This window comes from Aestuariivirga litoralis (assembly GCF_003234965.1).
Lineage (GTDB): Bacteria > Pseudomonadota > Alphaproteobacteria > Rhizobiales > Aestuariivirgaceae > Aestuariivirga > Aestuariivirga litoralis.
On sequence record NZ_QKVK01000009.1, the window covers coordinates 137,444 to 162,930 of the forward strand.

Sequence of the window (25,487 nt, forward strand, 5' to 3'; positions counted from 1 at the left end):
CGCGCAAGCGGCTAGAACGGGGGCCATGACCACCCTGCTTTTCACGCATCCGTCTTCCCTCCGCCACGTGACGCCCAATGGCCACCCGGAACGGGTGGACCGCATCAAGGCGGTGAACCAGATCCTCGCCAACGACCACTTCAAGGACCTCCTCCGCCGCGAGGCGCCGCGGGGCCGCGACGAGGACATCCTGCACGCCCATGCCTATGAGCACCTGGAGCGCATCCGCGCCATGGCGCCCAGCGAGGGCATGGAATATCTCGACCCCGACACCGTGATGTCGGTTGGATCGCTGGAAGCGGCCCTGCGCGGCGTGGGGGCGGCCACCGCCGGGGTGGACGCGGTGTTCCAGGGCGAGGCCGACAACGTGTTCTGCGCGACGCGGCCCCCCGGCCACCATGCCGAGACGCGACGCGCCATGGGCTTCTGCCTGTTCAACCAGGCCGCCATCGCCGCGCATTATGCGCGGAACAAGTATGGCGCCGAGCGCGTGGCGGTGGTCGACTTCGACGTCCACCACGGCAATGGCACGCAGGACATTTTCTGGTCGGACGCCAACCTGTTCTATGGCTCGACCCACCAGATGCCGCTCTACCCCGGCACGGGCGACGTGCAGGAGACAGGTGTGGGCAACATCTTCAACGCGCCGCTGCGTGCCGGTGATGGCGGCGAGCAGTTCCGTGAGGCGATGGGCTCGGTGATCCTGCCGGCCCTCGACACCTTCGCGCCCGACCTCGTCATCGTCTCCGCCGGTTTCGATGCGCATCACCGTGATCCGCTCGGCAGCCTGAAGCTGACGGAAGAGGATTTCGCCTGGGCCACGCTGAAGCTGATGGAGGCGGCGGAGGTCCATTGCGGCGGCCGCCTCGTCTCGGTGCTCGAAGGCGGCTACGACCTGCAGGGGCTGAGCGCTTCCGTCGGCATCCACGTGCAGGCGCTGATGCGCGGCAGCGCGGGGATGATCGAGGAACCCGAATTCGAGGACGACGACGAGGACGATATCTGATGACCGAACACGCCGACATCGCCAGCCTGCCCTTCGAGAAGGCGCTTGCGGAACTGGAGCAGATCGTGACCAGGCTCGAATCCGGCAAGGTGGACCTCGAACAGTCGATCGCCATCTATGAGCGCGGCGAGGCGCTGAAGAAGCACTGCGAGAAGCTGCTGAAGGATGCCGAGGCCCGCATCGAGAAGATCACGCTGAAGCCCGACGGCACGCCGTCCGGCAGCGAACCCCTGGATGTCGACTAGGCAGCGGCTCGACGAGGCCCTCGTCGCCCGCGGGCTCTATCCCTCGCGGTCCCGTGCGCGGGATGCGGTGCTGCGCGGCACGGTGAGGATCGATGGTGAGGCGGCATCCAAGCCCTCGCAGATCGTCGGTGCCAATAACGTCCTGACCATCGCGGATGAGGCACAAGGCTATGTCTCCCGCGCAGCGCTGAAGCTGAAGCACGGGCTGGCGCAATTCGGGATTTCGGCTGTGGGCAAGAACGCCCTCGATATCGGTGCCTCGACCGGCGGCTTCACGCAGGTGCTGCTCGAGGAGGGCGCCACGCATGTAACGGCGATCGACGTGGGGCATGGGCAGATGAAGGTCCATGACCGCCGCGTGACGCTGATCGAGGGGCTCAACGCGCGTGATCTGTCCACGGAGCATCTTGACCGGCCCATTCAGCTGGTCGTCTGCGATGTGAGTTTCATCTCGCTGAAGCTGGCGCTGCCCGCGGCGCTGGAACTGGCGGAGGAGGGCGCGTTGCTGGTGGCGCTGATCAAGCCGCAGTTCGAGGCAGGGCGGGATGCGATCGGCAAGGGCGGGATCGTGGCCGACCCCGCGGTGCATGACCGGGTGTGCTATGAGGTGATTGCGTTCCTGCGGGCGCAGGGCTGGCGGGTGCTGGGGTTGACGGCATCACCGGTCGAGGGCGGGGATGGGAACCGCGAGTTCCTGGTGGCGGCGGGGAAGGGGTGATTTTTCGTCCTCCACGACCAGGTCTCATCACACCCGGGCTCGTCCCGGGTGTCCTTTCTGGGTGGCCGCGGAGAGGATGCCCGGGACAGGCCCGGGCATGATGAATATGAGGGTGTCTCAGAGAGCGTCGAAGTCAAGAAAGAATTTAATCCTTGACTTTAATTCCTATATGTGCTACATGCAGGAGCACTGAACGTGCTTCCTGCTGATTGACATTGTGAAGAACTACCCGACCTGGCCCCTGTGGCGCAGGAAGTGATCGGCCAGCACGATGGCCATCATTGCTTCCCCCACCGGCACGGCGCGGATTCCGACGCAGGGGTCGTGGCGGCCCTTGGTCATCACGTCGACGTCTTCGCCTTGCGCCGAGATGCTGCGCTTCGAGGTGAGGATCGAGGAGGTGGGCTTGATGGCGAAGCGCACCACCACGTCCTGGCCGGTGGAGATGCCGCCCAATATGCCGCCCGCATTGTTGGAGAGGAATTCAGGCTTTCCCCGCCGCATGCGGATTTCGTCGGCGTTCTCCTCGCCCGACAGCGCCGCGGATTCGAAGCCCGCCCCGATCTCCACGCCCTTCACGGCATTGATGCTCATCATGGCCGAGGCGAGGTCCTGGTCGAGCTTGCCGTAGAGCGGTGCTCCCCAGCCCGCCGGGACGCCGCTTGCCGTCACCTCGATCACGGCTCCGATCGAGGAGCCGGACTTGCGGACGCCGTCGAGATAATCCTCGAAGAACTTCGCTGCCCTGGCATCGGGCGTGAAGAAGGGATTGCGGTCGACCTCCGCCCAGTCCCAGTTCGTCCGGTCGATCTTGTGCGGGCCCATCTGTACCAGCGCGCCCCTGATGGTCACGCCGGGGATGATCTTGCGCGCAACCGCACCGGCCGCCACGCGGGCCGCCGTCTCGCGCGCCGAGGAGCGGCCGCCGCCCTTGTAGTCGCGGATGCCGTATTTCGCCTGGTAGGTGAAGTCGGCATGGCCGGGGCGGAACTTGTCGCGGATCTCGGCATAGTCCTTGGAGCGCTGGTCGACGTTCTCGATCATCAGCATGATCGGCGTGCCGGTGGTGACGGGGCCGCCGGTGCGGTCATCCTCGAAGACGCCGGAAAGGATCTTCACCTGGTCCGGCTCCTGGCGCTGGGTGGTGAAGCGCGACTGGCCGGGGCGGCGCTTGTCGAGGAATACCTGGATGTCGTCGGCCGTCAGCGGGATATTCGGCGGGCAGCCATCGACGATGCAGCCAAGGGCGGGCCCATGGCTTTCGCCGAAGGTGGTGACGCGGAAGAGATGGCCGAAGGAATTGTGCGACATAGGCTTTACCTAGGCCGCATCGGCGGTCGCGTCAAACCACTCGGCCTTGCCATTGCCGAGCTTGCAATAGAAGCCCTGGCGCATGGCCAGTTCCACGAGGTCGCGCCGCGGCAGGCCGGCGATCTCGGCAATGAGGCAGCGGCCGATGGCGCCATGGGCCACGACCACGGTCGGGCGGTCCAGCGTGTCGAGCCAGCGGTTGATGCGGGCGTGGCCGTCCTCATAGCTTTCCCCCTCGTCGGGACGCCAGAAATAGCGGTCCTCCGGGTGCGGCGGATAGACGGGCGAGGCTTTCAGCTCCCAGAAGGGCCTGCCTTCCCAGACGCCGAAGCCGAGCTCCGTGACGGCTGGCTCGATGGCAATCTGTTCGGGTTCGAGCGCCAGCGCCTCGGCGATGTAGCCCATGGTCTGGCGGGCGCGCTTCAAGGGCGAGACGACGAAGTTGAAGTCCGGATGGAACTCGCGCACCTTGCGCAGGGCCTCGCCGACGGCGCGGGCCTGGGCATGGCCCTTCTGGTTCAGCTCGATGTCGGTCCAGCCCTGGATCAGGCCCTGGACGTTCCAGTCCGTCTCGCCGTGGCGGACGAAATAGATTGGCGGGCGCTGCTTATTCACCGCCGCCGTTCACCGTGATGTCCGGCGCATCCGGGTTCTTCATGCCGACGATGTGGTAGCCCGCATCGACATGCAGGATCTCGCCGGTGACGCCGCGGCCGAGGTCGGACAGGAGATAGAGGCCGGAGTCACCCACCTCGTCGATGGTGACGGTGCGGCGCAGCGGCGAATTATATTCGTTCCAGCGCAGGATGTAGCGGAAGTCGCCGATGCCCGATGCCGCAAGCGTCTTGATCGGGCCTGCGGAAATGGCGTTGACGCGGATCGCCTTGGGGCCCAGGTCGGCAGCGAGATAGCGCACGGAAGCCTCGAGGCCGGCCTTGGCCACACCCATGACGTTGTAATGCGGCATCCACTTCTCGGCCCCGTAATAGGTGAGGGTGACGAGCGAGCCGCCATTGGTCATCAGCTTCTCGGCGCGCTGGGCGACGGCGGTGAAGGAATAGACCGAGATGAACATCGTCTTGGTGAAATTGTCCGCCGTCGTGTCGACGTAGCGGCCGGTGAGCTCGTCCTTGTCGGAGAAGGCGATGGCGTGGACGACGAAGTCGAGCGTGCCCCATTGCTTCGCGATGGTGTCGAAGGTCGCATCCATGGAGGCCGCGTCGGTGACGTCGCAGGGGACGACGATCTTCGAGCCGAGCTCGGCTGCGAGCGGTTCGACCCGCTTCTTCAGGGCGTCACCCTGATAGGTGAAGGCCAGTTCCGCTCCGTGGGCGGCGCAGGACTTGGCGATGCCCCAGGCAATGGACCGGTTGTTGGCAACGCCCATGATGAGGCCGCGCTTGCCAGCCATCAAACCCTTGAAATCGCTCATTATCAACCGTCCGCACAGAGGAAGCCGGATGCTTCCCGGCGGCGGGTTAATTGACACAAGTCCAGAGGGAGGTCCACTGGAAAGAAAACACGCAGATGGCGAGGGGCGGACCTCAGGCGGGCTTGCTGGCGGGCATGGCTGCTGGTCTGCCGGAGCGGTTGATCCGTAACCACGCCGAGCGCATAAGCATCTGACATATCAGGACTTGCACGATGGCATTGAGCGACATTTCCAAGCTGACGGCGTCTGCCGGCTTCACCGAGCGCAACGACCCCTTCAACCTCTTCGGCGAGTGGCTGAAGGAGGCGGAAGCCTCCGAACCCAACGACGCCAATGCCATGGCGCTGGCCACCGTGGACGAGGAGGGGCTGCCCAATGTCCGCATGGTGCTGCTCAAGGGCTTCGACGAGCGCGGCTTCGTCTTCTACACCAACTTCGAGAGCCAGAAGGGCCAGGAGATCCTCGGCACCATGAAGGCGGCCTGCGTGTTCCACTGGAAGTCGCTGCGCCGCCAGGTGCGGGTGAGGGGCATCGTGGAGGAGGTCTCCAAGGCCGAGGCGGATGATTACTTTGCCTCCCGCCCGCGCGACAGCCGCATCGGCGCCTGGGCGTCCCAGCAGTCCCGCCCGCTGGAGAGCCGCTTCGCGCTCGAAACCGCGGTGGCGATGAACACCGCAAAATACGCAATCGGCGAGGTGCCGCGCCCGCCCCACTGGTCCGGCTTCCGCATCAAGCCGCTGTCGATCGAGTTCTGGCACGACCGGCCCTTCAGGCTGCATGACCGGGTGGTGTTCCGGCGGCCGGACGAGACTGCGGCATGGTCCAAGGCGAGGCTTTACCCGTGAACACGACAGCTGATGGCGAGCGCAAGACCCTCATCCTCACCGGCGCATCGCGCGGCATCGGGCATGCGACGGTGAAGCGCTTCTCGACCGCAGGCTGGCGCGTCATCACCTGCTCGCGCCAACCCTTCTCCGAGGATTGCCCGTGGGACGCGGGGCCGGAAGACCACATCGTGGTCGACCTCGCCTCGTCGGAAGACACCCACAAGGCCATCGCGCAGATGAAGGAAAAGCTGAAGGCCCAGGGCTCGAGGCTGCATGCCCTCGTCAACAATGCCGCGATCAGCCCCAAGAAACCGGGCGGGGCGCGGCTCAACACGCTCGAGACCTCGGAAGAGGACTGGAAGACGGTGTTCCAGATCAACTTCTTTGCGCCCGTCATGCTGGCGCGCGGGCTGATGGACGAACTGGTCGCTGCCAAGGGTGCCGTGGTGAACGTCACCTCGATCGCCGGCTCGCGGGTGCATCCCTTTGCCGGGGCCGCCTATTCCACCTCCAAGGCCGCACTCGCGGCGCTGACGCGCGAGATGGCGGGGGACTTCGGGCCCTTCGGCGTCCGCGTCAACGCGATCTCGCCCGGCGAGATCGAGACGTCGATCCTGTCTCCGGGAACGGAGAAGCTGGTGGCGCAGATTCCGCAGCGTCGCCTCGGCCAGCCGGAGGAGGTGGCCAAGGCCATCTATTTCCTCTGCACCGACCAGTCGTCCTACGTGACGGGTGCCGAGCTTCACATCAACGGCGGGCAGCATGTCTAACGAGGCCCTGCGGCCGGAGACCATCGCGGCGCATGCGCTGCGTGGCGTTGACGAGGCAACGGGTGCGGTGGTGCCGCCGATCTATCTGTCCTCCACCTATGCCCGCGATGAGAACTACAAGCCGCTGCTCAAGGAGAACTACGTCCGCAACGGCAATCCCACGCTGTGGCAGACGGAGGAAGCCATCGCGGCGCTGGAGGGCGGGACTTCCGCCTTGCTTTTCGCATCGGGCATGGCGGCGATCACCACGCTGCTGGAGACGGTGCCGGCGGGTGCGCATGTGGTGGCGCCGGACGTGATGTATTACGGCACGCGCGACTGGATGAAGCGGCTGGAAGGACTGGGGCGCATCACGCTCACGCTGTTCGACCCGAGGAAGGACGGCGCACTCGACGCCGCGCTGCAGAAGGGCAAGACCGATCTCGTGTGGATCGAGACGCCGCTGAACCCGACCTGGGACGTGATCGACATCGAAGCCGCCTCGAAGGCTACGCATGCTGTGGGTGCGATCCTCGCCGTCGATGCGACGGCGACGGCTGCGGTGACGACGCGGCCGCTGAAGCTGGGTGCCGATGTCGTGTTCCACTCGGCGACCAAGTATCTCAATGGTCATTCCGACGTGCTGGCCGGTGTGCTGGTGACGCGCGAGGAGAACCAGCGCTGGACGGATGTGCGCATGCTGCGCACCAAGATCGGGGCACCACTGCCGCCGCTCGACTGCTTCCTGCTGATGCGCGGGCTCCGCACGGTCTTCGTGCGCTACCGCCAGTGCTCGGCCAATGCGCTGGCGATCGCGAAGCATTTCGAAGGTCACCCGAAGGTGGAGCGCGTGCTCTATCCGGGGCTCGCCTCGCATGCGGGCCACGCCATCGCGGCGCGCCAGATGCGTGATGGCTTCGGGGGGATGATGTCGCTCCTGGTGAGGGGCGGCTTCGATGATGCGCAGAAGCTGTGCACCAGGCTCAAGGTGATCGTGCCGGCGACGTCACTGGGCGGTGTCGAGAGTCTCGCCGAGCACCGCAAGACGGTGGAGGGGCCGACGAGTCCGGTGCCGGACAATCTCGTGCGGCTTTCCATCGGCATCGAACATGTGGATGACCTGATCGCCGACCTGGAGCAGGCGCTGGCCTCGCTTTGAATTCCACGTGCTGATAGTCATCCTCGCCGGGCTTGTCCCGGCGATCCTTTTTGGTGGCCGCGAAAAGGATGGCCGGGACGAGCCCGGCCATGATGAGGTGGAGGTAGGGGAAAAGACGAAACGTGATGCGGTCAGACCGCCTTTGCGTGCCGGTTCGGTGCGGCCACGAAATGCGCGTCGTAAGCTGCCGCGACGGTGCGGAGGAAGAGGCGGTGCTTCGGCGGAACACTGACGCGCGTGCCCTTCACCTCGGCGATGCCGGCGTGGATGGCGGGTTCGAGCTTTTCCGGCACGTCGTCGAAGATGGCGGGATCGAAGCCGTGGCGCTGCGCGATGTCCGCTGCGTCGACGGACAGGTCGCACATCAGGCGTTCGATGACCTCTGACCGCATGCGGTCTTCCGCGGTGGTGGCGAGGCCGCGCGTCACCGGGCTCTCGTTGCGGTCGATCTTCTGCGACCATTCCAGCGTGTCGCGGGCCGACTGGACGAAGCCACCGGGGAATTCGCCGATGGCCGAGGCGCCGAAGGCGAGGAGGGCGTCGGAGACATCCGTCGTGTAGCCCTGGAAATTGCGGCGCATGGTGCCGTTCTTCGCCGCCGCTGTGAGTTCGTCATGCTCCAGCGCGAAATGGTCCAGCCCGATCGAGGCATAGCCATGGGCGTTGAGCTCGCGCTCGATGGTGGTGGCCTGGTCATAGCGGGCGTTGACGCCGGGAAGGTCGGCGTCGCTGATCATCTTCTGGTGCTTCTTGAACCACGGCACATGGGCATAGCCGAAGACCGAGATGCGGTCGGGCTTCAGCGACGCCGCCTGCTGGGCGGTCATGGTCACACTCTCCACCGTCTGGGCGGGAAGGCCGTACATCAGGTCGAAGTTCACCGACTGGAAGCCCGCCTCGCGCAGGAATTCCGTCGCGGCCTTGACGAGGCCGAAGGTCTGCAGGCGGTTGATCTTCATCTGCACGGGTGTCGCGAAATCCTGGACGCCGAAGCTGATGCGGTTGAAACCCATGGCGGCCAGCACCCTGGCGCGTTCGCGCGTCAGCGTGCGGGGGTCGGATTCGAGTGCCATCTCGCCGCCGGTGCTCAAGCCAAAGCCCTTGTCGATGGCCTCGACGATCTCGCCGATGTGCAGGTCATCGAGATAGGTGGGCGTGCCGCCGCCGAAATGGAGATGCGTGACCTTGCCCTTGCGGCCCTGGAACAGGGAGGCCGAGCGCTTGATGTCCTTCACCAGATAGTCGACATAGCGCGCCGCGCGGTCATAGGAATTGGGCACCGAGGTGTGGCAGCCGCAGTACCAGCAGAGCTGGCGGCAGAAGGGGATGTGGACATAGACCGAGAGGGTGGCTTCGGGGTCCAGCGCCGTGAGCCAGTCATCCGCCTGCTGCCCGGGGAATGGCGACTGGAACTGCACGGCTGTCGGATAGCTCGTGTAGCGGGGAACGTCCTGGGTGGCGAAGGGGAGAAGCTGACTGTCCATGGAAGTTGACACTAGCGGTTGTAGTGTCAGCGCTCATTGACCTCGATCAAGCCCCGGCGATTTTCCCCGGTCAGTAGAGGGCGCTGCGGTATTCCTCTTCCACCTCGGCGTCGATCTTGGCCGCTTCCGGCTCCGCCACGGGCGTGCAGGTCTGCTCCAGGATGATACGGGCGATCGAGGGCAGCTGGGCCCGGTCCTGGCGGTAGTCGGGCTCCCACAGCTTCGAGCGCTTGAGCGCCTTGGCGCAGTGCAGGAAGACCTCCTCCACGGTCACGAGGATGCCCACGACCGGCTGCTTGCCGTTGACGGTGCAGGCGGACAGCAACGCCTTGTCATCGGTGATGCGCGCCTTGCCGTTGAGCCGGAGCGTGTCCTCGAAGCCGGGCACGAAGAACAGGAGCCCGACATTCGGGTTGGCCACGATATTGGCCATGGTGTCCAGCCGGTTGTTGCCCGGCCGGTCGGGGATGAGGATCGTGTTGTCGTCGATCACGTGGACGAAGCCCGGCGGATCGCCGCGCGGTGAGAGATCCGCGCGGCCTTTGGCGTCTGCTGTCGAGATCACGAGGAAGGGCGACAGCGCGATGAACTGGCGCGAATACTTGTCCAGCGCCGGCCGGCTCTTGGCCGAGGCGAGATGGCTCACCTCGCCGAATTTCGCGCGGAGCTCTTCCTCATTCCCGATCATCACGCCCTCGCGTTCTCCTTCCGCGCCCAGGCCTCCATCTGGTCCAGGCCCTTTTCGAAGATGTCGAACATCTCGTGGATCTCGTCGGTGGTGATGACGAGCGGCGGGCAGAGCGCCACCGAGTCCTGGATGTTGCGGACGATGAGGCCCATCTCCTGCAGCGCATTGACGGTTGCGGCACCCACCATCTTCTTCGGGTCGAAAGGCCGCTTGGTCGCCTTGTCGGCCACGAGCTCCACCGCGCCGATGAGGCCCACGCCGCGGGCTTCGCCTACCATCGGATGGTCCGCCAGCTTGTTGAGGCGCATCTGGAACACCGGGCTCATCTTGGCCGCATGCTCCATGATCTTGTCGCGCTGGTAGATCTCGATCGTCTTGAGCGAGATGGCGCAGCCCACCGGGTGGGCGGTGTAGGTATAGCCGTGGCCGAAGGTGCCGAGCTTGCGGCTCTCGTCCAGCATGGCCTGGTAGAGGTCTTCCTCGACCGTCAAGGCGGACAGCGGGAAATAGGCCGAGGTGATGGCCTTGGCCATGGAGATCGAGTCCGGCTTCATGCCGAAGGTCGTGGTGCCGAACCAGTTGCCGGTGCGGCCGAAGCCGCAGATCACCTCGTCCGCGATGAAGCGGATGTCATACTTCGCGAGGATGGCATTGACCTTCTCCCAGTAACCCTTGGGCGGCAGCAGCACGCCGCCCGCACCCATCAGCGGCTCGCCGATGAAGGCGGCGATGGTGTCGGGGCCCTCGCGCAGGATCATGTCCTCGAGATCCTGCGCCATGCGCGCGGCGAACTGCTCCTCCGTCTCGCCGTCCTGGCCATAGCGATAGTAATGCGGGCAGGAGGTGTGGAGGATGTTGGCGATCGGCAGGTCGAAGTCGTTGTGCACCCAGGGCAGCCCGGTGAGCGAGGCCGACGCGATGGTGACGCCATGATAGGCCCGGATGCGGCTGATGATCTTCTTCTTGCTCACCTTGCCGCGGGCATTGTTGTAGTACCACGACAGCTTGATCTGCATGTCGTTGGCCTCGGAGCCCGAGGTGCCGAACAGCACCTTGGAGGCGGGGCAGGGGGCGATCTCCTTCAGCTTCTCCGAAAGCTCGATCACGCCGTCATGCGACTTGCCGCCGAAGGCATGGGTGAAGGACACCTTGCGCAGCGCCTCGGCACCGGCTTCCGCGATCTCCTGGTTGCCATAGCCCAGTGCCGTGCACCATAGACCGGCCATGCCCTCGATGTAGCGCTTTCCCGTGTCGTCATAGAGATAGATGCCGCGGCCCTCGTTGAGGATGAGCGGACCCACCTCGCGGTGGCGGGCGAGGTTGGTGTAGGGGTGGATCACCGTCTCGATGTCGCGGACGGCCATGTTCGACAAGGGCATTCTGTTTCCTCCGATGGTCGGGGGACTATATCAGGGCGGTGGCGGGTGAAAACCCCTCGCGCCACCTCTGCGGGGGCTACCAGCACATGGCTGGCCCGCGGCCTGCAAGACCCTCAAAGCCGTCATTCCGGCGAAAGCCGGAACCCCGCTTTGGGCGCCCAAAGCTGGGCCCCGGCTTTCGCCGGGGTGACGCCAATCAAAGGGACCGCAAACCCTTCGCCCTCGCATAGTCAAGGCACTCCGCCCACGGACGAATGCTTGCACTCGTGGTTGGGGAATGGAGCGAGGTGGCGGCCGCTGCGTTGCCGAGGTCGAGGCAGCGCTCCAGCGGCCAGTCCTCGTGGAGGCCGAACAGCACGCCCGCATAGAAAGCATCGCCCGCGCCGGTTGAACCGGCGATTTCCGACTGCTCGACCTTCACCGAGGGGCGCTTGCAGACCTCGCCGGTGCGCAATACGGCCACCGCGCCATCGGGGTGGTGGATGCCGGCGAGCTCGGCAACACCCATGGCGAGCAGTTGGCGGCAGGCTCGCTCGGCCGTGGTCCACGACAGCCGCCCACCCGGCGCCACGTCGAGGCCGGTGATGCTGGCGGCCTCGTAGTCGTTCACCACGAAGACATCGGTCAGCGGCAGGCAGGGCGGAACGAGCCTTGCCAGTGTGGCCGATGGTGCAGGGCAGAGTTCGAGGCAGGTCTTCATGCCGCGGGCCTTCGCCGCCATGAGCAGGGTGCGCCAGCCATCGGTCTCGTCGAGGTGGCGGGCGGTGCCGGGGCTGCCGAGATAGTAGAGCTTGGCGTTGCTGCCCTCGGGCGGCATGAGGTGATCGACCGTCATCACGTTGTTGCAGCCGAGCTGCGCGAAGAAGGTGCGCCGCCCCGTGTCGGTGCAGGACATGACATGGGTGTGGCTCGTCACCACGCCGGGAATGATGGTGACACGCGACGTGTCGAGGCCATAGCCGCGCGCACTCGCCAGCATGATCTCGCCGTAGGCATCGTCGCCCGCAGTGGCGAGCAGTGTCACGGGGAAATCCGCGCCGAGTTTCAGGAGACCGGCGCCCGCATTGTGCGGGGGGCCGCCGGCCGCCATCTCGGTGCGGTCGATGAAGGACAGCGTCTCCTCCTCGGGCCAGCGGTCGATCAGGTGCACGACGTCGAGCACCACGATGCCGGCGAGGACGACGCCGCGCCTCGTCACTTCTTGTAGCCTTCGAGCACCGGTTCGGTGATCCTGAGGTCGTCGGCGAGCGACCGCTTGGGTCGCAGCCCCTTCTTCGACAGCATGGCGTGATAATGCTTCACCGCCTGCTCGGGCGTCACCTCGGATTCGATCACCGGGCGGAACAGCGCCACGAGGTCGAGCGGGCTTTCGGCGAGGTTGATCTTGCGGCCGAAGAGCGCGACCCTGGCCCCCGCCTTCTCGCCTTGGGCGAGCAGCTCGAAGCAGTCGCGCGTGGTGCCCGACGAGCCGCCGAGAATGCCGATGACGAGGCCCGGATCATGGCTGGCCAGCTCCTCCATCGCCTTGCGGCCATTGAACGGCATCTTGAGGAACAGCGGCCGCTCCACCTTCGCCATGCCGGCCAGCACGCGCATGATCATGTCGTTGACGAAGAAGGGCATGGCCTCGGCCGAGAGGTTCTGCGGCGCGTTGGGATTGAAGATCTCGAGGAAGTGGCGGAACTTGTGCTTCACCGCGTCCTCCCTGAAGGCGCGGTATTGCGTCACCGAGTCAAGGTCGCGCTCGAGGATGTTGTTGAAGGTGACGGAATAGAGGCCGAGGTCGCAGAACTTCGACACGTAGGAAAGGTTCGCGGTGCGCCACGGGCGCGACGGTTCCTTGGCGAAGTTGCCGGCGCGCGGGTGCCAGATGTCGGTCGTGTCGTTGGCGCGGATGGCGGGGGTGACGCCCGACTTGTCGAACAGGCCCTCCGCGATCAGCACTTCCATGTTGCAGACGGCGCCCAGCATCACGTCCATCTGCTTCTGCCTGACGATGTCGCGGATCGTCTGGCGGAACTCGGGGATCGAGCGGTGCTTGCCTGACTGGTCGAGATAGTCGTGCGCACCCGTGCCCTTGACGCCGAAGGCATAGTCCGGGTCCTTGGCGTCGGCCAAAATGAAATCCTTCGGCCTGTACTTGCCGGCGGCGATGGTCTTCAGCTTCTTGTCGAGGGACTTCACGGCGTCTCATCCTGCAGGTTGTTCGAGGCTGTCCCTTCTATCAGCCTTGCCATGACGGACAATGGCAATGTGGGGCTTTTCTTGTCTGCCCTGCCGTTGCAGGATGGCGGCCATGACAAATCTCGTGATGATCCCCGCCTTCGGTTGCGACGAGCGCCTCTATGCCGAAATCGCGCCGCTGCTTCCGTCCAACGTGCTGAGCTCCACGGTCATTGCCGATGGCGCCGACTTTGCCACCTGCATCGAGCAGGTGCTGGCCCAGGCGCCAGAGCAGTTCGTGGTGCTCGGCACCTCCTTCGGTGGCCGGGTGGCGCTGGAAACGACGCTCGCCGCGCCGGATCGGGTGCAGGGGCTGATCGTCATCGGCTCCACCGCCGGCCCCGTGGCAGACCAGCGGGCCGGCCTTCGCCGCTCCGAGCGGCTGCGGGCAGGCGAGGCGGAGCAGGTGGCGCAGGAAATGGGCGACATGATCGCCCACATGGAAGGCCCCAACGGCGCGGCGGCACGCCAGGCCTTCATCGACATGTGCGCCACGCTGGGGCCGGACGCCATGACCCGCCAGTCCGACGCCTTGGCCCGGCGCATCGATCTCTATCCCCGGCTTGGCGAGATCACCTGCCCGGCCCTGATGCTGTGGGGGGTGAACGACAAGTTTTCTCCTGCCGCGGAAGGGCTGCGGATGTCATCGGCGATTGCCCGCGGCCGCTATGTGGAACTCGCCGACTGCGGCCATTTCCCCACGCTCGAATATCCCGACGAGACGGCGGCGGCGATCGACCACTGGATGGAAGACGTGGGGCTGTCGCCGAGGCTGTGAGCACGGCCTATTTCAGGCTGGCGATGTAATCCGCAATGGCCTGGATGTCGCTCTCGGGCAGTTGCGAGATGTTGCGCTGGACCTGGCCCATGCCGCCGGAGGCGAGGCCGTCATAGCCCATCGCTTCGCCGTCCTTCAGGGCGGAGGCGAGGTCGGCGGCGTCGGTGTAGCGGCCGCGTTCGATGAGGCCGCGCAGGCTCGGCACCTTGCCCTTGCCTTCGGGATGCGGGCCGCCGGCGAAGGCACGTGACTCATCAAGGGCCATGAAGACGTTGCGTGGCGTGTGGCACTCCTGGCAGTGGCCGGGGCCGTTGACGAGGTAGGAGCCGCGGTTCCAGCTTTCGGACTGCGCGGGATCGGGCTTCCATGGCGTGGTGTCGAGGCCCACCCACTTCCACAGGCCCACGCCGCGGCGGATGAGCGGCAGGGCGGTGATGTCCGCCTCCTGCTCGGGCGATGTCACCGGCGGCAGCGACGCGAGATAGGCGCGGATGTCCAGCACGTCTTCCGGTTTCATGTGGGCGTAGGACGTATAGGGAAGGGCGGGGATCAGGTTCTCGCCCTCTGGCGAGATGCCGCGCATCACGGCGTTGAGGAACTGCAGGTCGGTCCACTGGCCGATGCCGGTTGCGGCGTCGGGTGTCAGGTTCATCGGATAGAGCGTACCGACGGGTGTGTGGAGCGGGGCGCCGCCCGCCGGAACGGTATTCTCCACTCCCGCCAGTTCGGGCGAAGGCTGGTGGCAGGAAATGCAGCCGCCGGCGTGATAGAGGATCTTGCCATTGGCGAGGTCGGGCGTGTGCCCCGGCACATCCGCCGCGGTGAGCGGGCGCGGCGCGCTGAGGAGCCAGAAGGCGGCGAGCCCCAGCGCTGCGATGAGCGCCAGGGCCAGCCCGGTCCTTCTGGTGAAAAGCCTCACGGGCCTTACTGGTCGGCCTGGCGGAACTTCTCGTGGCAACCCTGGCAGGACTTGCCGAGGTCGGGGAAGGCCGCCTTGAAGGAAGCCTCGTCGGCCGAGGCCTTCACTGCGGCGACGGCCTTCATGTAGGCGCCGCCGGCGGCTTCGAAGCCGGCCGGGTCGGTCCAGATCTCGGCCTTGGCCTCGGTCTTCAGGTCGCCGCCCGGCTTGGTGTCCTCACCCCACCACCCGGCCCATCCGGCACAGGCGGCCTCGGCGGCGGCGATGGCGGCATCGTTTGCCGCCTTGTCATAGGGCTTCTGGCCCTTGATGACGGGAACCATCACCTTCATCATCGCGCCATTGGCCTTCATGCAGGCCTCGCGCGCCTCGATCGACGCCTTGGCATCCGCCATGGCCGCCGAGGAAAGGCCAAGCGCCAGAACGCCCGCCGTGAAAAGTCCCATCGCAATCTTCGACACCATGAACGCTGCTCCTCCTGAGGCTGTGGTTGGCGTGAACTCTACGCGGAGTTACTGCAACTTATTCCATCACAATTCGGTGTACGCTTCCAGACGGCTCTAACGCCTTGTTAACAATGCCGCAAAACCGCCCGGATCGGGCCTCGCAGCCGCCACGAGCAAGGATCATGCTGCACTGCACGACATCCTTAGGATGTCCTTAAGGTCAGGCAACGACAATGGCTCGCAGCAAGGACGAGAAGGTGGGCAGAATGCAGACGGACGATACCCAACAGGCCGCACAACCCGCGGTCCGCAAGCGCAAGCCGGTGCTGAGCCCGGAACTGCGCGAGGTGCTTCACATGCTGAAGTCGCTGGAAACGAAGCCCGCCCAGGGCTGAGATTTCGGCGAGCTTGCGAAAGAGGGCGGGGTCAATCCCGCCCTTTCGTGTTTTCAGGCCTCGTCCCGCAGGCGGCCGAGGGCGGCCTTCACGGCCTCATGCAGCTCGTTGCGGTTGGCAGGCTTGGGGAGCGCGATGTCGAAGGTGTCGCGCCATTCGCCGGTGCGGACGGAATCCGCGAGGAAGGCCGACAGCGCCATCAGCGGCGTGGCGGCAACCTGTCCACCCATCTGGCGGATCGAGCGGGCGGCGGTGATGCCGTCCATGATCGGCATCTCGATATCGAGCACGATCACGTCGAATTCGTTCTCCGAGGCGCTTTTCACCGCCTCCTCGCCGTGGATCACGGCCTCCACGTCGCAGCCCATGCCCTTCAGCATGGCGGCGGTGACGATGCGCACGGGATCGCAATCCTCGGCCAGCAGCAGGCGCGGGCGCCCGCCATGCGGCGCTTCGAGCTTCAGCGACTTCTTTTCGGGCGCTGCCAAGAGTGCCGCCGGCTCTGCCATCATTCCCACTGACCTTTTCCCACGTCCGGGGACGCTAGCGGCCAATGGTTTTCAATTGGTGAGGCGGTGGCGCCGTCGGTGGCTATGGTAAACTTTTACTTGGTGCCGAACATGCGGTCGCCCGCATCGCCCAGCCCCGGCACGATGTAGCCGTGGTCATTGAGATGGCTGTCCACCGCCGCGGTGTAGATCGGCACGTCGGGGTGGTCCGCGGTCACGCGCTTCACGCCCTCGGGCGCGGCCAGCAGGCAGACGAGGCGCACGTCCCTGGCGCCGGCGTCCTTCAGCTTCTGGATGGCATAGGCGGTGGAATTGCCGGTGGCCAGCATCGGGTCCACAACGATCACCGGCCGTTCGCCGATGTCGGAAGGCACCTTGAAGTAGTATTCCACCGGCTTCAGCGTCACCGGGTCGCGGTAGAGGCCGATATGGCCGATGCGGGCCGAGGGCAGCAGGTCCAGCATGCCCTCGAGCAGCCCGTTGCCGGCGCGCAGGATCGATACGATGACCAGCTTCTTGCCCTTGAGGATGGGGGCATCCATCTCGGTCAAGGGCGTCTCGATCTTCTGGGTGGTCATGGGGAGGTCGCGGGTGACCTCATAGGCCAGCAGCAGGCTGATCTCGCGCAGGAGCTGGCGGAACACGGCGGAGGGCGTGTTCTTGTCGCGCATCAGCGAGAGCTTGTGGAGCACCAGCGGGTGATCGACCACGACGAGTGTTTTGGGGGTGCTGCTCGCGGCCATGGCGTCTCTCCTGTCGAAATCGCCTTCGTTTTGCGGAATGCGCCCCACGTTTTCAAGCGCAGGCGGAACTCATCCACGGTTTTGCGCGATTGTGTTTCGCTTGGGGCTTGCGTGCGAACCGGGGGTTGCCTATATCCGTAACGCCTATCGTTACAGAAAGGGACGTCCATGTCCGCCTCTGCCCCGATCCCGGCCGGCACGCGCATCGGCCATGTTCACCTCAAGGTGTCCGACATCCAGCGGGCGCTGGACTTCTATTGCGGCGTGCTCGGCTTCGAGCTGCAGCAGATGTATGGCAGCCAGGCCGCCTTCGTCTCGGCCGGCGGCTATCACCATCACATCGGCCTCAACACCTGGGAGAGTGCCGGCGGCCAGCCGCCGCCCCCGGGCACCACGGGGCTCTATCATGTCGCCATCCTCTATCCCACCCGCGCCGACCTTGCAGACGCGCTGAAGCGCCTCGTGGTCAACAAGGTGCAACTTGACGGGGCAGCCGACCATGGCGTGTCGGAGGCGCTCTATCTTCATGACCCCGACATGAACGGCATCGAGCTTTACTGGGACAAACCGGAATCCGACTGGCCGCGTAACGGCGATGGCAGCATCGCCATGACCACGCAGCGGCTCGATCTCAACGACCTCATCAACACCAAGCAAAAAAAGGAAAACACATGACGAAAGTTCTCGTGCTCTACTACTCCGCCTGGGGCCACATGGAGCAGATGGCCTATGCCGCCGCCGAAGGTGCCAAGGAAGCAGGCGCCCACGTCGACGTGAAGCGCGTGCCGGAGCTGGTGCCGGAGGATGTGGCCAAGGCCGCCTGGTACAAGCTCGACCAGAAGGCGCCGATCGCCAAGCCGGAAGAGCTGGCCGACTATGACGCCATCATCTTCGCCTGCGGCACGCGCTATGGCACCATGGCGTCGCAGATGCGCAACTTCATCGACCAGACCGGCCCGCTGTGGGCCAAGCAGGCGCTGATGGGCAAGGTCGGCTCGGCCATGACCTCGTCGGCCACCCAGCACGGCGGCCAGGAATCGACGCTGCTCGGCTTCATCCCCACCATGCTGCACCATGGCATGGTCGTCGTCGGCCTGCCCTATACCTGGGCTGGCCAGTCGGGCGTGGACGAGATCCGCGGCGGCTCGCCCTATGGTGCCTCCACCATCACCAATTCCGACGGCAGCCGCCAGCCCGCCCAGCATGAGCTCGACGGCGCCCGCTACCAGGGCAAGCACGTGGCCGAAATCGCCGCGAAGCTCATCAGGAAGTAAGCGCGGCACCAGCGCGACGAGAATGCCCGGGCATGCCCCGGGCATTTTTTTTGATATCAGTCGGCCTTCGCCAGCGCCTTCGGAAGTTCCTCGGCGAAGAGCGCGAGATCTTCTCCCGTGCCCGCCGTGACGCGGATGCAGCGGTTGAGCGGCGCCACCCCGGGCATGCGCACGAAGATGCCCGCCGCCACCAGCGCATCGAGCACGCGCCTGGCATGATCGCCATCACGCCCGCAGTCGATCGCCACGAAATTGGTGGCCGACGGCAGCGGCGTGAGGCCGTTGCTGCGCGCGATGGCAGCGATCCGGTCGCGTGCGGTAATGACCTTGCCCACCACGCTGTTCAAATGCGGCTGGTCGCCCAGCGCGGCGATGCCTGCAACCTGGCCCAGCTTGGTGACGCCGAAGTGATTGCGGATCTTGTCGAAGGCGCGGATGAGGTCGGCGTGGCCGATGCAGTAGCCAAGCCGCAGGCCGGCAAGGCCATAGGCCTTGGAGAAGGTGCGGAAGCGCAACAGACTCGGGTTCGTCACGTCGAGCGGTGGCAGCGTGCCTTCGGGCGCGAATTCGCCATAGGCCTCGTCCAGCATGAGGAGCGCACCGTCGGGAATGCGGTCGATCATGCGCTGTACGCTGCCATGATCCCACCAGCTGCCCATCGGGTTGTCCGGATTGGCAAAGTAGATGAGGCGGGCCGTCTCGCGCGTGGCGAGGTCGATGAGCGAGTCAGGGTCTTCCCGGTCGTCCACGTAAGGCGTGGTCACCAGCCGGCCACCGAAGCCCTGGACATGGAAGTTGAAGGTCGGGTAGGCGCCGAGCGAGGTTGCGACCGTGACACCCGGCTCGACGAACAGCCGCACGGCATAGCCGAAGAGGCCGTCGATGCCTTCGCCCACCATCACGTTCTCCGGCGCAACGCCGAGATGCTTCGCCAGCGCCGCCTTGATGTCGTGGTTCTCGGGATCGCAATACTGCCAGCTCTCCGCCGCCGCGGCCGCGATGGCGGCGATCACCGTGGGTGAGGGGCCGAAGACGCTCTCGTTGGCGCCGATGCGGGCGCGGAACTTCGTTCCCGTGCGGCGTTCGAGCGCTTCCGGCCCGACGAAGGGCACCGAGGAGGGGAGCTTGTCGACGAGCGGCGTGAAGGGAAACGGCATCAGATGTATTTCCGCCAGTCGTGTTCTTCCCTGAAGCCCAGGACGTCGCGGATCTTTGCGTTTGAGAGCGGCGCCTCGTTGCCGGCCATCGGCCGCTTCAGCGGAATCTGCGGCACGTATTTGTTAAGGAATTCGGCCGTCGGCTCCCTCGTGGTGATGGTGTCGTTCACCGCATTGAACACCTGGAAGCCGAGCCCGTCCTTCTCGATGCAGAGATGCACGATCTGGCCCAGGTCACGCGCGTCGATGTAGCTCCAGGCATTGCGCTTGCGGCTCATCGGGTTGTCGAGGAAGCCGCGGAACATCGGGTATTCATGCGGCTCGATGACGTTGCCGATGCGCAGCGCATAGATGTCGGCGCCAAAGCGCATGGCGAAGGCGCGCGCCGTCTTCTCGTTCACCACCTTGGACAGGCCGTAGGAGTCCATCGGGTCGATGTCATAGTCCTCTTCCAGCGGGAAATGGTGATAGTCCTTGTCGCCCTCGGCGAAGCAGACGCCGTAGGTCGTCTCGCTCGACGCGATGATCACCTTGCGCACGCCGAGCTTCATCGCCGCCTCGATGACATTGTAGGTGGAGACGGTGTTGACGGTGAAGGTGGTGTTGTCCGGCTGGATCAGCACGCGCGGCACGGCGGCGAAATGGACGACCGCATCGGGGGGCGAGGGCACGCGGCCCCTGTCATAGCCGTCGAAGCCATGGTGCATGGTCATGGCATTGAACACCTGGCCGGAATCGGTGACGTCGGTGATCAGCGTGTTGACACCGGGGCAGTCGAGCGGCTTCAGGTCGAGGTTGAGGATGTCGTAGCCCTTGGCCTTGAGCCACGGCACGACATGCTTGCCGGCCTTGCCGGACCCGCCGGTGAAGATGATGCGCTTTGCCATGATGACCTCTGCTCCAACACGCGAGCCATGTTGTTAGGAGAGCGGCCCCGGGCTGGCAAGGGGAGGCGGTCAGCTGGCCTGGGTGGAGGGCTGCGGGGTTTCGCTGCGGACGATCTCGCGCGCCTTGTCGCGCTGCGCCTCGGCATGGACGTCGCCGCCTTCGCCGGGCATCACCACCGGCACGGTGAGGCACAGGCTTTGGGTGGGCAGAACATTGCGCCAGTCCTGGATCAGCTGCCGGTAGGCGCGGCCCACATTGCGGATGTTGCGGTCGAGATCATAGAGGCCCAAGGGGTTCACCCGGTTGTTGCGCTGGCGCAGCGCGGTGTCCCAGTCCACCTGGTCGGTCAGCGAATACCAGGTGAAGCCGACGATGGGCACGCCATTGTTCCTCACCCGCAGCACGTTGGCCCATTCCTTCCACAGCCAGTTCACCGCCTCCTGGCCGGAAGGTCCCTCATTGTGGTTGGTCTCGGTGTGCATGACGGGCAGGCGGTAACGGTCGAAATACTGCCGCGTGATCTCGTCATAGCCGAACACCTCGCCGGCCGGCCGCACCATGCCGTCGGCGCAGACCCGATGCTCGTTGGTGACGTAATAGTCGTTGCCCATGATGCAGTGCTGCTTCAGCCGGTGCTGCAGGAAGAAGCGGTATTCCTCGCGGCTCATGCCGTTGTCGAGCAGGAAGTCATAGACCTCGCTGTCGACGCGCCGCCCGTAGTTGAGGTCGAGCGGCAGGAAGCGCAGCGAGTTGAGGTGCTCGGCGGGGCCGATGGCGGCCGGGTTCTCGGCATGGAAATACTCGGATGATTCGGACTGGATGAAGATCGCGTCCGGCCTGACCGTGAGGATCGCCTGCATCGCCAGGACATTGGCCTTCACGATGTGCTTGATGGCGGTGACATAGGCGCGGTCGGAGGTTTCCTGCTCGTTCCACCAGCCATAGCGCGCCGAGAAGGTGGCGCAGATGAACATCTCGTTCACCGGCGTGTAGAGCTGGATCCACGGGTAGCGCCGGGCGAAGGCCAGCGCATAGGCCTCGAACCGTGCGGGGAAATCCGGGTTCTGGAAGTTGCCGAGCCAGTCCGGGACGCCGAAGTGGCAGAGATCGATGATGGGCACGATGCGCAGGCGGCGGATTTCCGCCAGTGTCGCGTCAGCGAAGTCCCAGTCGTGGCGGCCGGGGCCCAGCAAGGTGCGGTGGATGGGCGGGCCATAGCGCAGGAAATTGATGCCCAGGTCGCGCACCAGCGCGAGGTCCTCCTGCCAGCGCGCATAGAACTGGCAGCTTTCCATCTCGTCCACGCGGGTGCGGCCATGGTCGATGGTGGGGTTGGAATTCTCGATGCCGGTGCAGAACATGAAGGTGGTGATGGGGCAGTCCTCCCAGGCGCCTGGTTCAGCCGGAAGGAACGCTCGGCGAAGCGCAAGGTTTCGAAGCCACCTCTCTTGCGCAGGAACTTTGCCGCGCCGGCCCCCGTTGGGCCTCCCATCGATGGAGGACATCATGAGCGACATTCATCCCGCCCCCCTTTCCGCCACCACGCGCGATGACCTGCGCCGCCCGCGCGAGCCCTTCCACACGCCGCTCGACGTGCTGGCCCTGGTGATGATCGTGCTGATGATCTGGGGTCCGCTGGTGGCGGGCGCGCTGCGGCAGTAGCGGAATTCGACCCGGAGTCTTGCGTGGGTGTGGAACAGTTAGGCGGCAGTCCCGTTGCCGCAGCAGTCAACTGAACCGCCGGAGAATGTCCATGGCCAGGGAAAAGACCCTCGAAGACCTGTTCACCGATACGCTGAAGGACATCTACTACGCCGAGAAGCGCATCCTGAAGGCGCTGCCCAGGATGGCGAAGGCCGCCGGGAGCCCCAAGCTGAGGAAGGGCTTCGAAAAGCACCTCGCGCAGACCGAAGGCCAGGTGGAGAGGCTGGAGCAGGTCTTCGCGATCTTCGGCCAGCCGGCACGCGGCAAGAAATGCGAGGCGATCGAGGGCATCATCGCCGAGGGCGAGTCGATCATGAAGGAATTCAAGGGCACGCCCGCCCTTGATGCCGGGCTCATTTCATCAGCCCAGGCGGTGGAGCATTACGAGATCACCCGTTACGGCACGTTGCGCCGCTGGGCCGGGGTGCTGGGAAAGCGCAATGCCGCGGCACTCCTCGAACGCACGCTGAAGGAAGAATCCCTGACCGACGCGCAGTTGAGCCAGATCGCCGAACAGGCGAACCGCAGTGCGGAGGGCAGGCGTCGCAGCAGCGGGAAGGCGTCAGCGGGTCGCGGCAGGCCGTCGGCGGCGGACGAAGCCGCCCGCGCCGACGGCTGAAAGTCTAGCGGCGCGAGCTTCCGCCCTCGAAGCAGTTGAAGCTGTTCGACGCATAGTCGATGCGCGGCGTGGCGCCCGAGGGGTATTGCGCGCCGCTGCATTCCTTGCGCGCCTGGTCGAACAGGCGCTGCTGGGAGGGGTTCTGTGGCCGGCTGTAGGACACGCCGCCGCGCCCGCCATCACTGACGCCGCGGTTGCCGCCGCCACCGCCAAACCCGCCGCCGCCGCCGAAGCCGCCGCCACCCCCGCCACCGCGGGCGAAAGCCGCCTCGAGCGGCAGGCTGGCGAGCAAGGCGACGGCGAGGGCCACCGGCATCAACGTCTTGGTCATGTTCTGCTCCTGTCTCTTGTCCTTCGGTGGCCGGCCACGCCGTGGCAGGTCCCGCATGATTTCGATTTAGGGTGGCGACGACGCAATTCCAAGGTGTTGCAGCGATGTGTCACCTGTGGCGAAACCACCCGCAACCCGGTCAATTGTCGCGTGTTGCACTTTTCCAACGCAGGCGGTTGTGTATAGGATTTGCCCAACAGGGGAACCGTAACATGATCGTGAAGCCGTTGAAGATGCTTGCCGCCGCCGCGCTATTTGCGGTTGCCCTTCCTGCCGCAAGCCGCGCCGCCGATATCGCCCCGGTTCCCGACACCAGCGACTGGAAGTTCACCGTGGCCGCCTATGGCTGGGCAGCGGGCCTCAATGGCGATGTCGGCGTGTTCGGCCTGCCCGCGCAGGAGGTGGACTTGCCCTTCAGCGACGTCATCCAGAACCTCGACTTCGCCATCATGGGCCTGGCCGAGGCGCGCAAGGGCCGCTTCATGATGGGCGTCGACGCGACCTACACCAATGTCAGCAAGTCGGTGAAGACGCCCTTCGGCATTCTGGCCGACAAGATCGACGTCACCAACACCAGCCTGATGCTGACGGGTGTTGCGGGTTACGCCCTCTATGACACCGACATGGCCCGGCTTGACCTCATCGCCGGCGGCCGGCTGTGGTCGGTGGACAATGAATTCGACGTCAAGGGCGGGCTGCTGGGCGGCAAGTCCAAGAGCGACGGCGCCACCTGGGTCGACCCGCTGGTCGGCGCCAAGCTGCGCGTCGGCCTCGCGCCGCACGTCTACATGGCCAGCTGGGCGATGATCGGCGGCTTCGGCGTCGGCTCCGACCTGATGTGGGACCTGATGGGCGGCGCCGGCTACGACTTCACCGATCACGTCTCCCTCTTCGCCGGATATCGCGCCGCCAGCGTCGATTACAGCAATGACGGCTTCGTGTATGACGTGGTGGAACAGGGGCCGGTCGTCGCGGCGGTCTTCCAGTTCTGATCAGGGCCTCTCCCCGGCGCAGTGCAGGAACATTACTCATCTTGAATAGGGCCAGGCTTCTTCTCGTGGCGCTGCTGGGGCTGGTGCTTGCCGCCTGCACCGGCCCGACAGTCGACTCATTGCGCGATCCGGTGCCCGAGCCGCTGGTGAGCCGCACCGCCGTCCCGGGCTACAGCCACATCCGCTACTGGGGTGATGACGGCGAGGGCATCACCTCCGCCATGCTGGAGGAGATCGCTGCCCAGCAGAAGGCGGCCGGCCTGTCGCCCACGGTCAGGAACTTCCTGTCGATTTCGGGGGGCGGCAGCAATGGCGCCTTCGGGGCGGGCCTGCTCTCGGGCTGGACCAAGACCGGCACGCGGCCGGAATTCACCATCGTCACCGGCGTCTCGACCGGCTCGCTCATCGCGCCCTTTGCCTATCTGGGTCCACCCTATGATGAGCTGCTGACCGAGGCCTATACCCAGATCTCGGGCCAGGACGTGTTCCGCCGCAAGCATGTGCTGCGCATCATCGGCTCCGCCTCGGCGGCCGACAACACGCCGCTCCGCCAGCTGGTGGCGCGCTACGTGACCGACCGGATGGTGGCCGACATCGCGGTTCAGAACAACCGTGGCCGCAAGCTTCTCGTCGGCACCACCAATCTCGATGCGGGCCGCCCCGTGGTGTGGGACATCGGCGCCATCGCAGCGAGCGGCGTGCCCGGCGCTAAGCAGCTGATCCAGGACATTCTCGTCGCATCGTCCTCGATCCCCGGCGTGTTCCCGCCGGTCAAGATCAAGGTCGTGGCCGACGGCCAGACCTTCGACGAAATGCATGTCGATGGCGGCACCTCCAACCAGGCCTTCCTGTTCCCGTCGAACTTCTCGGTCAAGGCGCAGGACATCAAGCTGAAGCGCAGCGGCATCAAGCGCACGCTGTTCGTGATCCGCAACGGCAAGGTGTCGCAGGACTACCAGATGGTGAAGCCGCGGCTGGCGGCGATCGTCGGGCGCTCGATCAGCACGCTCATCACCACCCAGGGCATCGGCGACCTCTACCGCATGTACACCAATGCGATGCGCGACGGCATTGCCTTCCGCGCCATCTGGGTGCCGGACAGCTTCACCATGGAAGAGCCGGAGCCCTTCGACCCGGCCTACATGAAGGCGCTCTACAAGGTCGGCTTCGAGATGGGGCGCACCGGCATTCCCTGGGCCACGCAGCCGCCCTGACATCATCCAGCGTTCCCGCCGTCCCTGCTGAAAGTGACTACGTAGTTCCTCTCTTGTCCGGGGAGCGGCGGAGCATCTAGGACGATGCTCCCAAGCGCACTCCGCATGCAGCAGAACACAGGACCAAGATGCACAACAACCGGCTGGCCGCCGTGCCCGACACATCGATGATCACGCTCTCCAGGGCGCTGGTGCGCTTCCTTCTCGCCGAAGCGGAGCTGCGTGGCTGGGGCGACGTGAGCGAGCGGCTGAAGGCCGTCGAAGCCGCGCTGGACAGCCGCGCCCCCGGCACGTAGC

General features: G+C 65.5%; 30 protein-coding genes and 1 pseudogene. 15 read left to right on the forward strand and 16 right to left on the reverse strand.

Annotated elements, in window-relative coordinates:
• Window positions 1-25: 25 nt before the first annotated feature.
• Genes DK847_RS17475 through DK847_RS17485 form a run of 3 tightly spaced genes read left to right on the forward strand, consistent with a single transcriptional unit; the run spans window position 26 to window position 1,969 of the window.
• Window positions 26-1,006 (forward strand): histone deacetylase family protein, encoded by a 981-nt coding sequence (locus DK847_RS17475; protein ID WP_111199828.1) that lies wholly within the window; start codon window positions 26-28, stop codon window positions 1,004-1,006.
• A complete protein-coding gene (locus tag DK847_RS17480) occupies window positions 1,006-1,251 on the forward strand; it encodes an exodeoxyribonuclease VII small subunit (protein WP_111199829.1) in 246 nt (81 codons plus the stop codon). The genes DK847_RS17475 and DK847_RS17480 overlap by 1 nt, the downstream gene beginning before the upstream one ends.
• Complete coding sequence (locus DK847_RS17485) at window positions 1,241-1,969, forward strand: TlyA family RNA methyltransferase (RefSeq protein WP_111199830.1); 729 nt, start codon at window positions 1,241-1,243, stop codon at window positions 1,967-1,969. Before DK847_RS17480 ends, DK847_RS17485 begins: the two co-directional genes overlap by 11 nt.
• 225 nt (window positions 1,970-2,194) lie before the next feature.
• On the opposite strand, the gene aroC is transcribed toward DK847_RS17485, so the two are convergent.
• The 3 genes from aroC to fabI are packed head-to-tail and all read right to left on the reverse strand — an operon-like array spanning window position 2,195 to window position 4,712.
• Window positions 2,195-3,280: a chorismate synthase gene (aroC, locus tag DK847_RS17490; protein ID WP_111199831.1), complete on the reverse strand. Its 1,086-nt coding sequence runs from the start codon at window positions 3,278-3,280 to the stop codon at window positions 2,195-2,197.
• 9 nt (window positions 3,281-3,289) lie between these two features.
• Window positions 3,290-3,895: a histidine phosphatase family protein gene (locus tag DK847_RS17495; RefSeq protein WP_111199832.1), complete on the reverse strand. Its 606-nt coding sequence runs from the start codon at window positions 3,893-3,895 to the stop codon at window positions 3,290-3,292.
• On the reverse strand, window positions 3,888-4,712 hold the full coding sequence (fabI, locus tag DK847_RS17500) for an enoyl-ACP reductase FabI (RefSeq protein ID WP_111199833.1): 825 nt from the start codon (window positions 4,710-4,712) through the stop codon (window positions 3,888-3,890). Before fabI ends, DK847_RS17495 begins: the two co-directional genes overlap by 8 nt.
• A gap of 212 nt (window positions 4,713-4,924) precedes the next feature.
• On the opposite strand from fabI, the gene pdxH reads away from it, so the two are divergent.
• From pdxH to DK847_RS17515, 3 genes are read left to right on the forward strand one after another with little or no spacing between them, the layout of a single operon-like run.
• Window positions 4,925-5,557, forward strand: a complete 633-nt coding sequence (gene pdxH / locus DK847_RS17505; protein ID WP_111199834.1) for a pyridoxamine 5'-phosphate oxidase — start codon at window positions 4,925-4,927, stop codon at window positions 5,555-5,557.
• Complete coding sequence (locus DK847_RS17510; RefSeq protein WP_425358699.1) at window positions 5,554-6,309, forward strand: SDR family NAD(P)-dependent oxidoreductase; 756 nt, start codon at window positions 5,554-5,556, stop codon at window positions 6,307-6,309. The genes pdxH and DK847_RS17510 overlap by 4 nt, the downstream gene beginning before the upstream one ends.
• Window positions 6,302-7,447 (forward strand): trans-sulfuration enzyme family protein, encoded by a 1,146-nt coding sequence (locus DK847_RS17515; protein WP_111199836.1) that lies wholly within the window; start codon window positions 6,302-6,304, stop codon window positions 7,445-7,447. The genes DK847_RS17510 and DK847_RS17515 overlap by 8 nt, the downstream gene beginning before the upstream one ends.
• 131 nt (window positions 7,448-7,578) lie before the next feature.
• Here DK847_RS17515 and hemN read toward each other — a convergent pair whose 3' ends face one another.
• From hemN to DK847_RS17540, 5 genes are all read right to left on the reverse strand, one after another.
• A complete protein-coding gene (gene hemN / locus DK847_RS17520) occupies window positions 7,579-8,931 on the reverse strand; it encodes an oxygen-independent coproporphyrinogen III oxidase (RefSeq protein WP_111199837.1) in 1,353 nt (450 codons plus the stop codon).
• 70 nt (window positions 8,932-9,001) lie between these two features.
• Window positions 9,002-9,619, reverse strand: a complete 618-nt coding sequence (locus DK847_RS17525) for a pyridoxamine 5'-phosphate oxidase family protein (protein ID WP_111199838.1) — start codon at window positions 9,617-9,619, stop codon at window positions 9,002-9,004.
• Window positions 9,619-10,998, reverse strand: a complete 1,380-nt coding sequence (locus DK847_RS17530) for an aminotransferase (RefSeq protein WP_111199839.1) — start codon at window positions 10,996-10,998, stop codon at window positions 9,619-9,621. Before DK847_RS17530 ends, DK847_RS17525 begins: the two co-directional genes overlap by 1 nt.
• 196 nt (window positions 10,999-11,194) lie before the next feature.
• A complete protein-coding gene (locus DK847_RS17535) occupies window positions 11,195-12,196 on the reverse strand; it encodes a carbohydrate kinase family protein (protein ID WP_111199840.1) in 1,002 nt (333 codons plus the stop codon).
• The gene (locus DK847_RS17540; RefSeq protein ID WP_111199841.1) at window positions 12,193-13,182 is read right to left on the reverse strand and encodes a hypothetical protein; all 990 of its coding nucleotides are present in this window, start codon (window positions 13,180-13,182) and stop codon (window positions 12,193-12,195) included. The genes DK847_RS17535 and DK847_RS17540 overlap by 4 nt, the downstream gene beginning before the upstream one ends.
• Window positions 13,183-13,294: 112 nt before the next feature.
• Here DK847_RS17540 and DK847_RS17545 point away from each other — a divergent pair, with 112 nt between their 5' ends.
• On the forward strand, window positions 13,295-13,999 hold the full coding sequence (locus DK847_RS17545; RefSeq protein ID WP_161957349.1) for an alpha/beta fold hydrolase: 705 nt from the start codon (window positions 13,295-13,297) through the stop codon (window positions 13,997-13,999).
• 7 nt (window positions 14,000-14,006) lie between these two features.
• Here DK847_RS17545 and DK847_RS17550 read toward each other — a convergent pair whose 3' ends face one another.
• Together DK847_RS17550 and DK847_RS17555 are read right to left on the reverse strand one after the other, a co-directional pair.
• Complete coding sequence (locus tag DK847_RS17550; RefSeq protein WP_161957350.1) at window positions 14,007-14,918, reverse strand: c-type cytochrome; 912 nt, start codon at window positions 14,916-14,918, stop codon at window positions 14,007-14,009.
• 5 nt (window positions 14,919-14,923) lie between these two features.
• Entirely contained in the window at window positions 14,924-15,382 is a 459-nt protein-coding gene (locus DK847_RS17555; protein WP_111199844.1) for a c-type cytochrome, read from the reverse strand.
• Between the two features lie 215 nt (window positions 15,383-15,597).
• Here DK847_RS17555 and DK847_RS20695 point away from each other — a divergent pair, with 215 nt between their 5' ends.
• Complete coding sequence (locus DK847_RS20695) at window positions 15,598-15,759, forward strand: hypothetical protein (protein WP_161957351.1); 162 nt, start codon at window positions 15,598-15,600, stop codon at window positions 15,757-15,759.
• Window positions 15,760-15,812: 53 nt separating this feature from the next.
• On the opposite strand, the gene DK847_RS17560 is transcribed toward DK847_RS20695, so the two are convergent.
• Together DK847_RS17560 and upp are read right to left on the reverse strand one after the other, a co-directional pair.
• The gene (locus tag DK847_RS17560; RefSeq protein WP_146256173.1) at window positions 15,813-16,271 is read right to left on the reverse strand and encodes a response regulator; all 459 of its coding nucleotides are present in this window, start codon (window positions 16,269-16,271) and stop codon (window positions 15,813-15,815) included.
• A gap of 92 nt (window positions 16,272-16,363) precedes the next feature.
• A complete protein-coding gene (gene upp / locus DK847_RS17565; RefSeq protein WP_111199846.1) occupies window positions 16,364-17,011 on the reverse strand; it encodes a uracil phosphoribosyltransferase in 648 nt (215 codons plus the stop codon).
• A gap of 168 nt (window positions 17,012-17,179) precedes the next feature.
• On the opposite strand from upp, the gene DK847_RS17570 reads away from it, so the two are divergent.
• On the forward strand, window positions 17,180-17,686 hold the full coding sequence (locus DK847_RS17570; protein WP_111199847.1) for a VOC family protein: 507 nt from the start codon (window positions 17,180-17,182) through the stop codon (window positions 17,684-17,686).
• Complete coding sequence (wrbA, locus tag DK847_RS17575; RefSeq protein WP_111199848.1) at window positions 17,683-18,285, forward strand: NAD(P)H:quinone oxidoreductase; 603 nt, start codon at window positions 17,683-17,685, stop codon at window positions 18,283-18,285. Before DK847_RS17570 ends, wrbA begins: the two co-directional genes overlap by 4 nt.
• A gap of 56 nt (window positions 18,286-18,341) precedes the next feature.
• Here wrbA and DK847_RS17580 read toward each other — a convergent pair whose 3' ends face one another.
• The 3 genes from DK847_RS17580 to DK847_RS17590 all read right to left on the reverse strand — a co-directional run bounded on the left by DK847_RS17580 (window position 18,342) and on the right by DK847_RS17590 (window position 21,691).
• The gene (locus DK847_RS17580; protein WP_111199849.1) at window positions 18,342-19,442 is read right to left on the reverse strand and encodes a pyridoxal phosphate-dependent aminotransferase; all 1,101 of its coding nucleotides are present in this window, start codon (window positions 19,440-19,442) and stop codon (window positions 18,342-18,344) included.
• Entirely contained in the window at window positions 19,442-20,329 is an 888-nt protein-coding gene (locus tag DK847_RS17585) for an NAD-dependent epimerase/dehydratase family protein (protein WP_111199850.1), read from the reverse strand. Before DK847_RS17585 ends, DK847_RS17580 begins: the two co-directional genes overlap by 1 nt.
• Before the next feature lie 69 nt (window positions 20,330-20,398).
• Window positions 20,399-21,691: a family 1 glycosylhydrolase gene (locus DK847_RS17590; protein WP_111199851.1), complete on the reverse strand. Its 1,293-nt coding sequence runs from the start codon at window positions 21,689-21,691 to the stop codon at window positions 20,399-20,401.
• 145 nt (window positions 21,692-21,836) lie between these two features.
• On the opposite strand from DK847_RS17590, the gene DK847_RS20700 reads away from it, so the two are divergent.
• On the forward strand, window positions 21,837-21,992 hold the full coding sequence (locus DK847_RS20700; protein ID WP_161957352.1) for a hypothetical protein: 156 nt from the start codon (window positions 21,837-21,839) through the stop codon (window positions 21,990-21,992).
• Window positions 21,993-22,083: 91 nt separating this feature from the next.
• A pseudogene (locus DK847_RS17595) lies at window positions 22,084-22,566 on the forward strand (YciE/YciF ferroxidase family protein); the annotation flags it as partial.
• 91 nt (window positions 22,567-22,657) lie between these two features.
• On the opposite strand, the gene DK847_RS20815 reads toward DK847_RS17595, so the two are convergent.
• A complete protein-coding gene (locus DK847_RS20815; RefSeq protein ID WP_193548210.1) occupies window positions 22,658-22,984 on the reverse strand; it encodes a hypothetical protein in 327 nt (108 codons plus the stop codon).
• Between the two features lie 212 nt (window positions 22,985-23,196).
• Here DK847_RS20815 and DK847_RS17605 point away from each other — a divergent pair, with 212 nt between their 5' ends.
• The 3 genes from DK847_RS17605 to DK847_RS20710 all read left to right on the forward strand — a co-directional run bounded on the left by DK847_RS17605 (window position 23,197) and on the right by DK847_RS20710 (window position 25,486).
• Complete coding sequence (locus DK847_RS17605) at window positions 23,197-23,976, forward strand: hypothetical protein (RefSeq protein ID WP_245414661.1); 780 nt, start codon at window positions 23,197-23,199, stop codon at window positions 23,974-23,976.
• 41 nt (window positions 23,977-24,017) lie between these two features.
• Window positions 24,018-25,190 (forward strand): patatin-like phospholipase family protein, encoded by a 1,173-nt coding sequence (locus DK847_RS17610; RefSeq protein WP_146256174.1) that lies wholly within the window; start codon window positions 24,018-24,020, stop codon window positions 25,188-25,190.
• Between the two features lie 128 nt (window positions 25,191-25,318).
• Window positions 25,319-25,486 (forward strand): hypothetical protein, encoded by a 168-nt coding sequence (locus tag DK847_RS20710; protein ID WP_161957353.1) that lies wholly within the window; start codon window positions 25,319-25,321, stop codon window positions 25,484-25,486.
• Window position 25,487 lies beyond the last annotated feature (1 nt).

What these genes read in the sequence shown, in the direction of transcription:
- DK847_RS17475 (WP_111199828.1), top strand. Translation starts at nt 26, where the DNA reads ATGACCACCCTGCTTTTCACGCATCCGTCTTCCCTCCGCCACGTGACG.
- DK847_RS17480 (WP_111199829.1), top strand. Translation starts at nt 1,006, where the DNA reads ATGACCGAACACGCCGACATCGCCAGCCTGCCCTTCGAGAAGGCGCTT.
- DK847_RS17485 (WP_111199830.1), top strand. Translation starts at nt 1,241, where the DNA reads ATGTCGACTAGGCAGCGGCTCGACGAGGCCCTCGTCGCCCGCGGGCTC.
- aroC (WP_111199831.1), bottom strand. Translation starts at nt 3,280, where the DNA reads ATGTCGCACAATTCCTTCGGCCATCTCTTCCGCGTCACCACCTTCGGC.
- fabI (WP_111199833.1), bottom strand. Translation starts at nt 4,712, where the DNA reads ATGAGCGATTTCAAGGGTTTGATGGCTGGCAAGCGCGGCCTCATCATG.
- pdxH (WP_111199834.1), top strand. Translation starts at nt 4,925, where the DNA reads ATGGCATTGAGCGACATTTCCAAGCTGACGGCGTCTGCCGGCTTCACC.
- DK847_RS17515 (WP_111199836.1), top strand. Translation starts at nt 6,302, where the DNA reads ATGTCTAACGAGGCCCTGCGGCCGGAGACCATCGCGGCGCATGCGCTG.
- hemN (WP_111199837.1), bottom strand. Translation starts at nt 8,931, where the DNA reads ATGGACAGTCAGCTTCTCCCCTTCGCCACCCAGGACGTTCCCCGCTAC.
- DK847_RS17525 (WP_111199838.1), bottom strand. Translation starts at nt 9,619, where the DNA reads ATGATCGGGAATGAGGAAGAGCTCCGCGCGAAATTCGGCGAGGTGAGC.
- DK847_RS17530 (WP_111199839.1), bottom strand. Translation starts at nt 10,998, where the DNA reads ATGCCCTTGTCGAACATGGCCGTCCGCGACATCGAGACGGTGATCCAC.
- DK847_RS17545 (WP_161957349.1), top strand. Translation starts at nt 13,295, where the DNA reads ATGACAAATCTCGTGATGATCCCCGCCTTCGGTTGCGACGAGCGCCTC.
- DK847_RS17555 (WP_111199844.1), bottom strand. Translation starts at nt 15,382, where the DNA reads ATGGTGTCGAAGATTGCGATGGGACTTTTCACGGCGGGCGTTCTGGCG.
- DK847_RS20695 (WP_161957351.1), top strand. Translation starts at nt 15,598, where the DNA reads ATGGCTCGCAGCAAGGACGAGAAGGTGGGCAGAATGCAGACGGACGAT.
- DK847_RS17560 (WP_146256173.1), bottom strand. Translation starts at nt 16,271, where the DNA reads ATGATGGCAGAGCCGGCGGCACTCTTGGCAGCGCCCGAAAAGAAGTCG.
- upp (WP_111199846.1), bottom strand. Translation starts at nt 17,011, where the DNA reads ATGGCCGCGAGCAGCACCCCCAAAACACTCGTCGTGGTCGATCACCCG.
- DK847_RS17570 (WP_111199847.1), top strand. Translation starts at nt 17,180, where the DNA reads ATGTCCGCCTCTGCCCCGATCCCGGCCGGCACGCGCATCGGCCATGTT.
- wrbA (WP_111199848.1), top strand. Translation starts at nt 17,683, where the DNA reads ATGACGAAAGTTCTCGTGCTCTACTACTCCGCCTGGGGCCACATGGAG.
- DK847_RS17580 (WP_111199849.1), bottom strand. Translation starts at nt 19,442, where the DNA reads ATGCCGTTTCCCTTCACGCCGCTCGTCGACAAGCTCCCCTCCTCGGTG.
- DK847_RS17585 (WP_111199850.1), bottom strand. Translation starts at nt 20,329, where the DNA reads ATGGCAAAGCGCATCATCTTCACCGGCGGGTCCGGCAAGGCCGGCAAG.
- DK847_RS17590 (WP_111199851.1), bottom strand. Translation starts at nt 21,691, where the DNA reads ATGTTCTGCACCGGCATCGAGAATTCCAACCCCACCATCGACCATGGC.
- DK847_RS20700 (WP_161957352.1), top strand. Translation starts at nt 21,837, where the DNA reads ATGAGCGACATTCATCCCGCCCCCCTTTCCGCCACCACGCGCGATGAC.
- DK847_RS20815 (WP_193548210.1), bottom strand. Translation starts at nt 22,984, where the DNA reads ATGACCAAGACGTTGATGCCGGTGGCCCTCGCCGTCGCCTTGCTCGCC.
- DK847_RS17605 (WP_245414661.1), top strand. Translation starts at nt 23,197, where the DNA reads ATGATCGTGAAGCCGTTGAAGATGCTTGCCGCCGCCGCGCTATTTGCG.
- DK847_RS20710 (WP_161957353.1), top strand. Translation starts at nt 25,319, where the DNA reads ATGCACAACAACCGGCTGGCCGCCGTGCCCGACACATCGATGATCACG.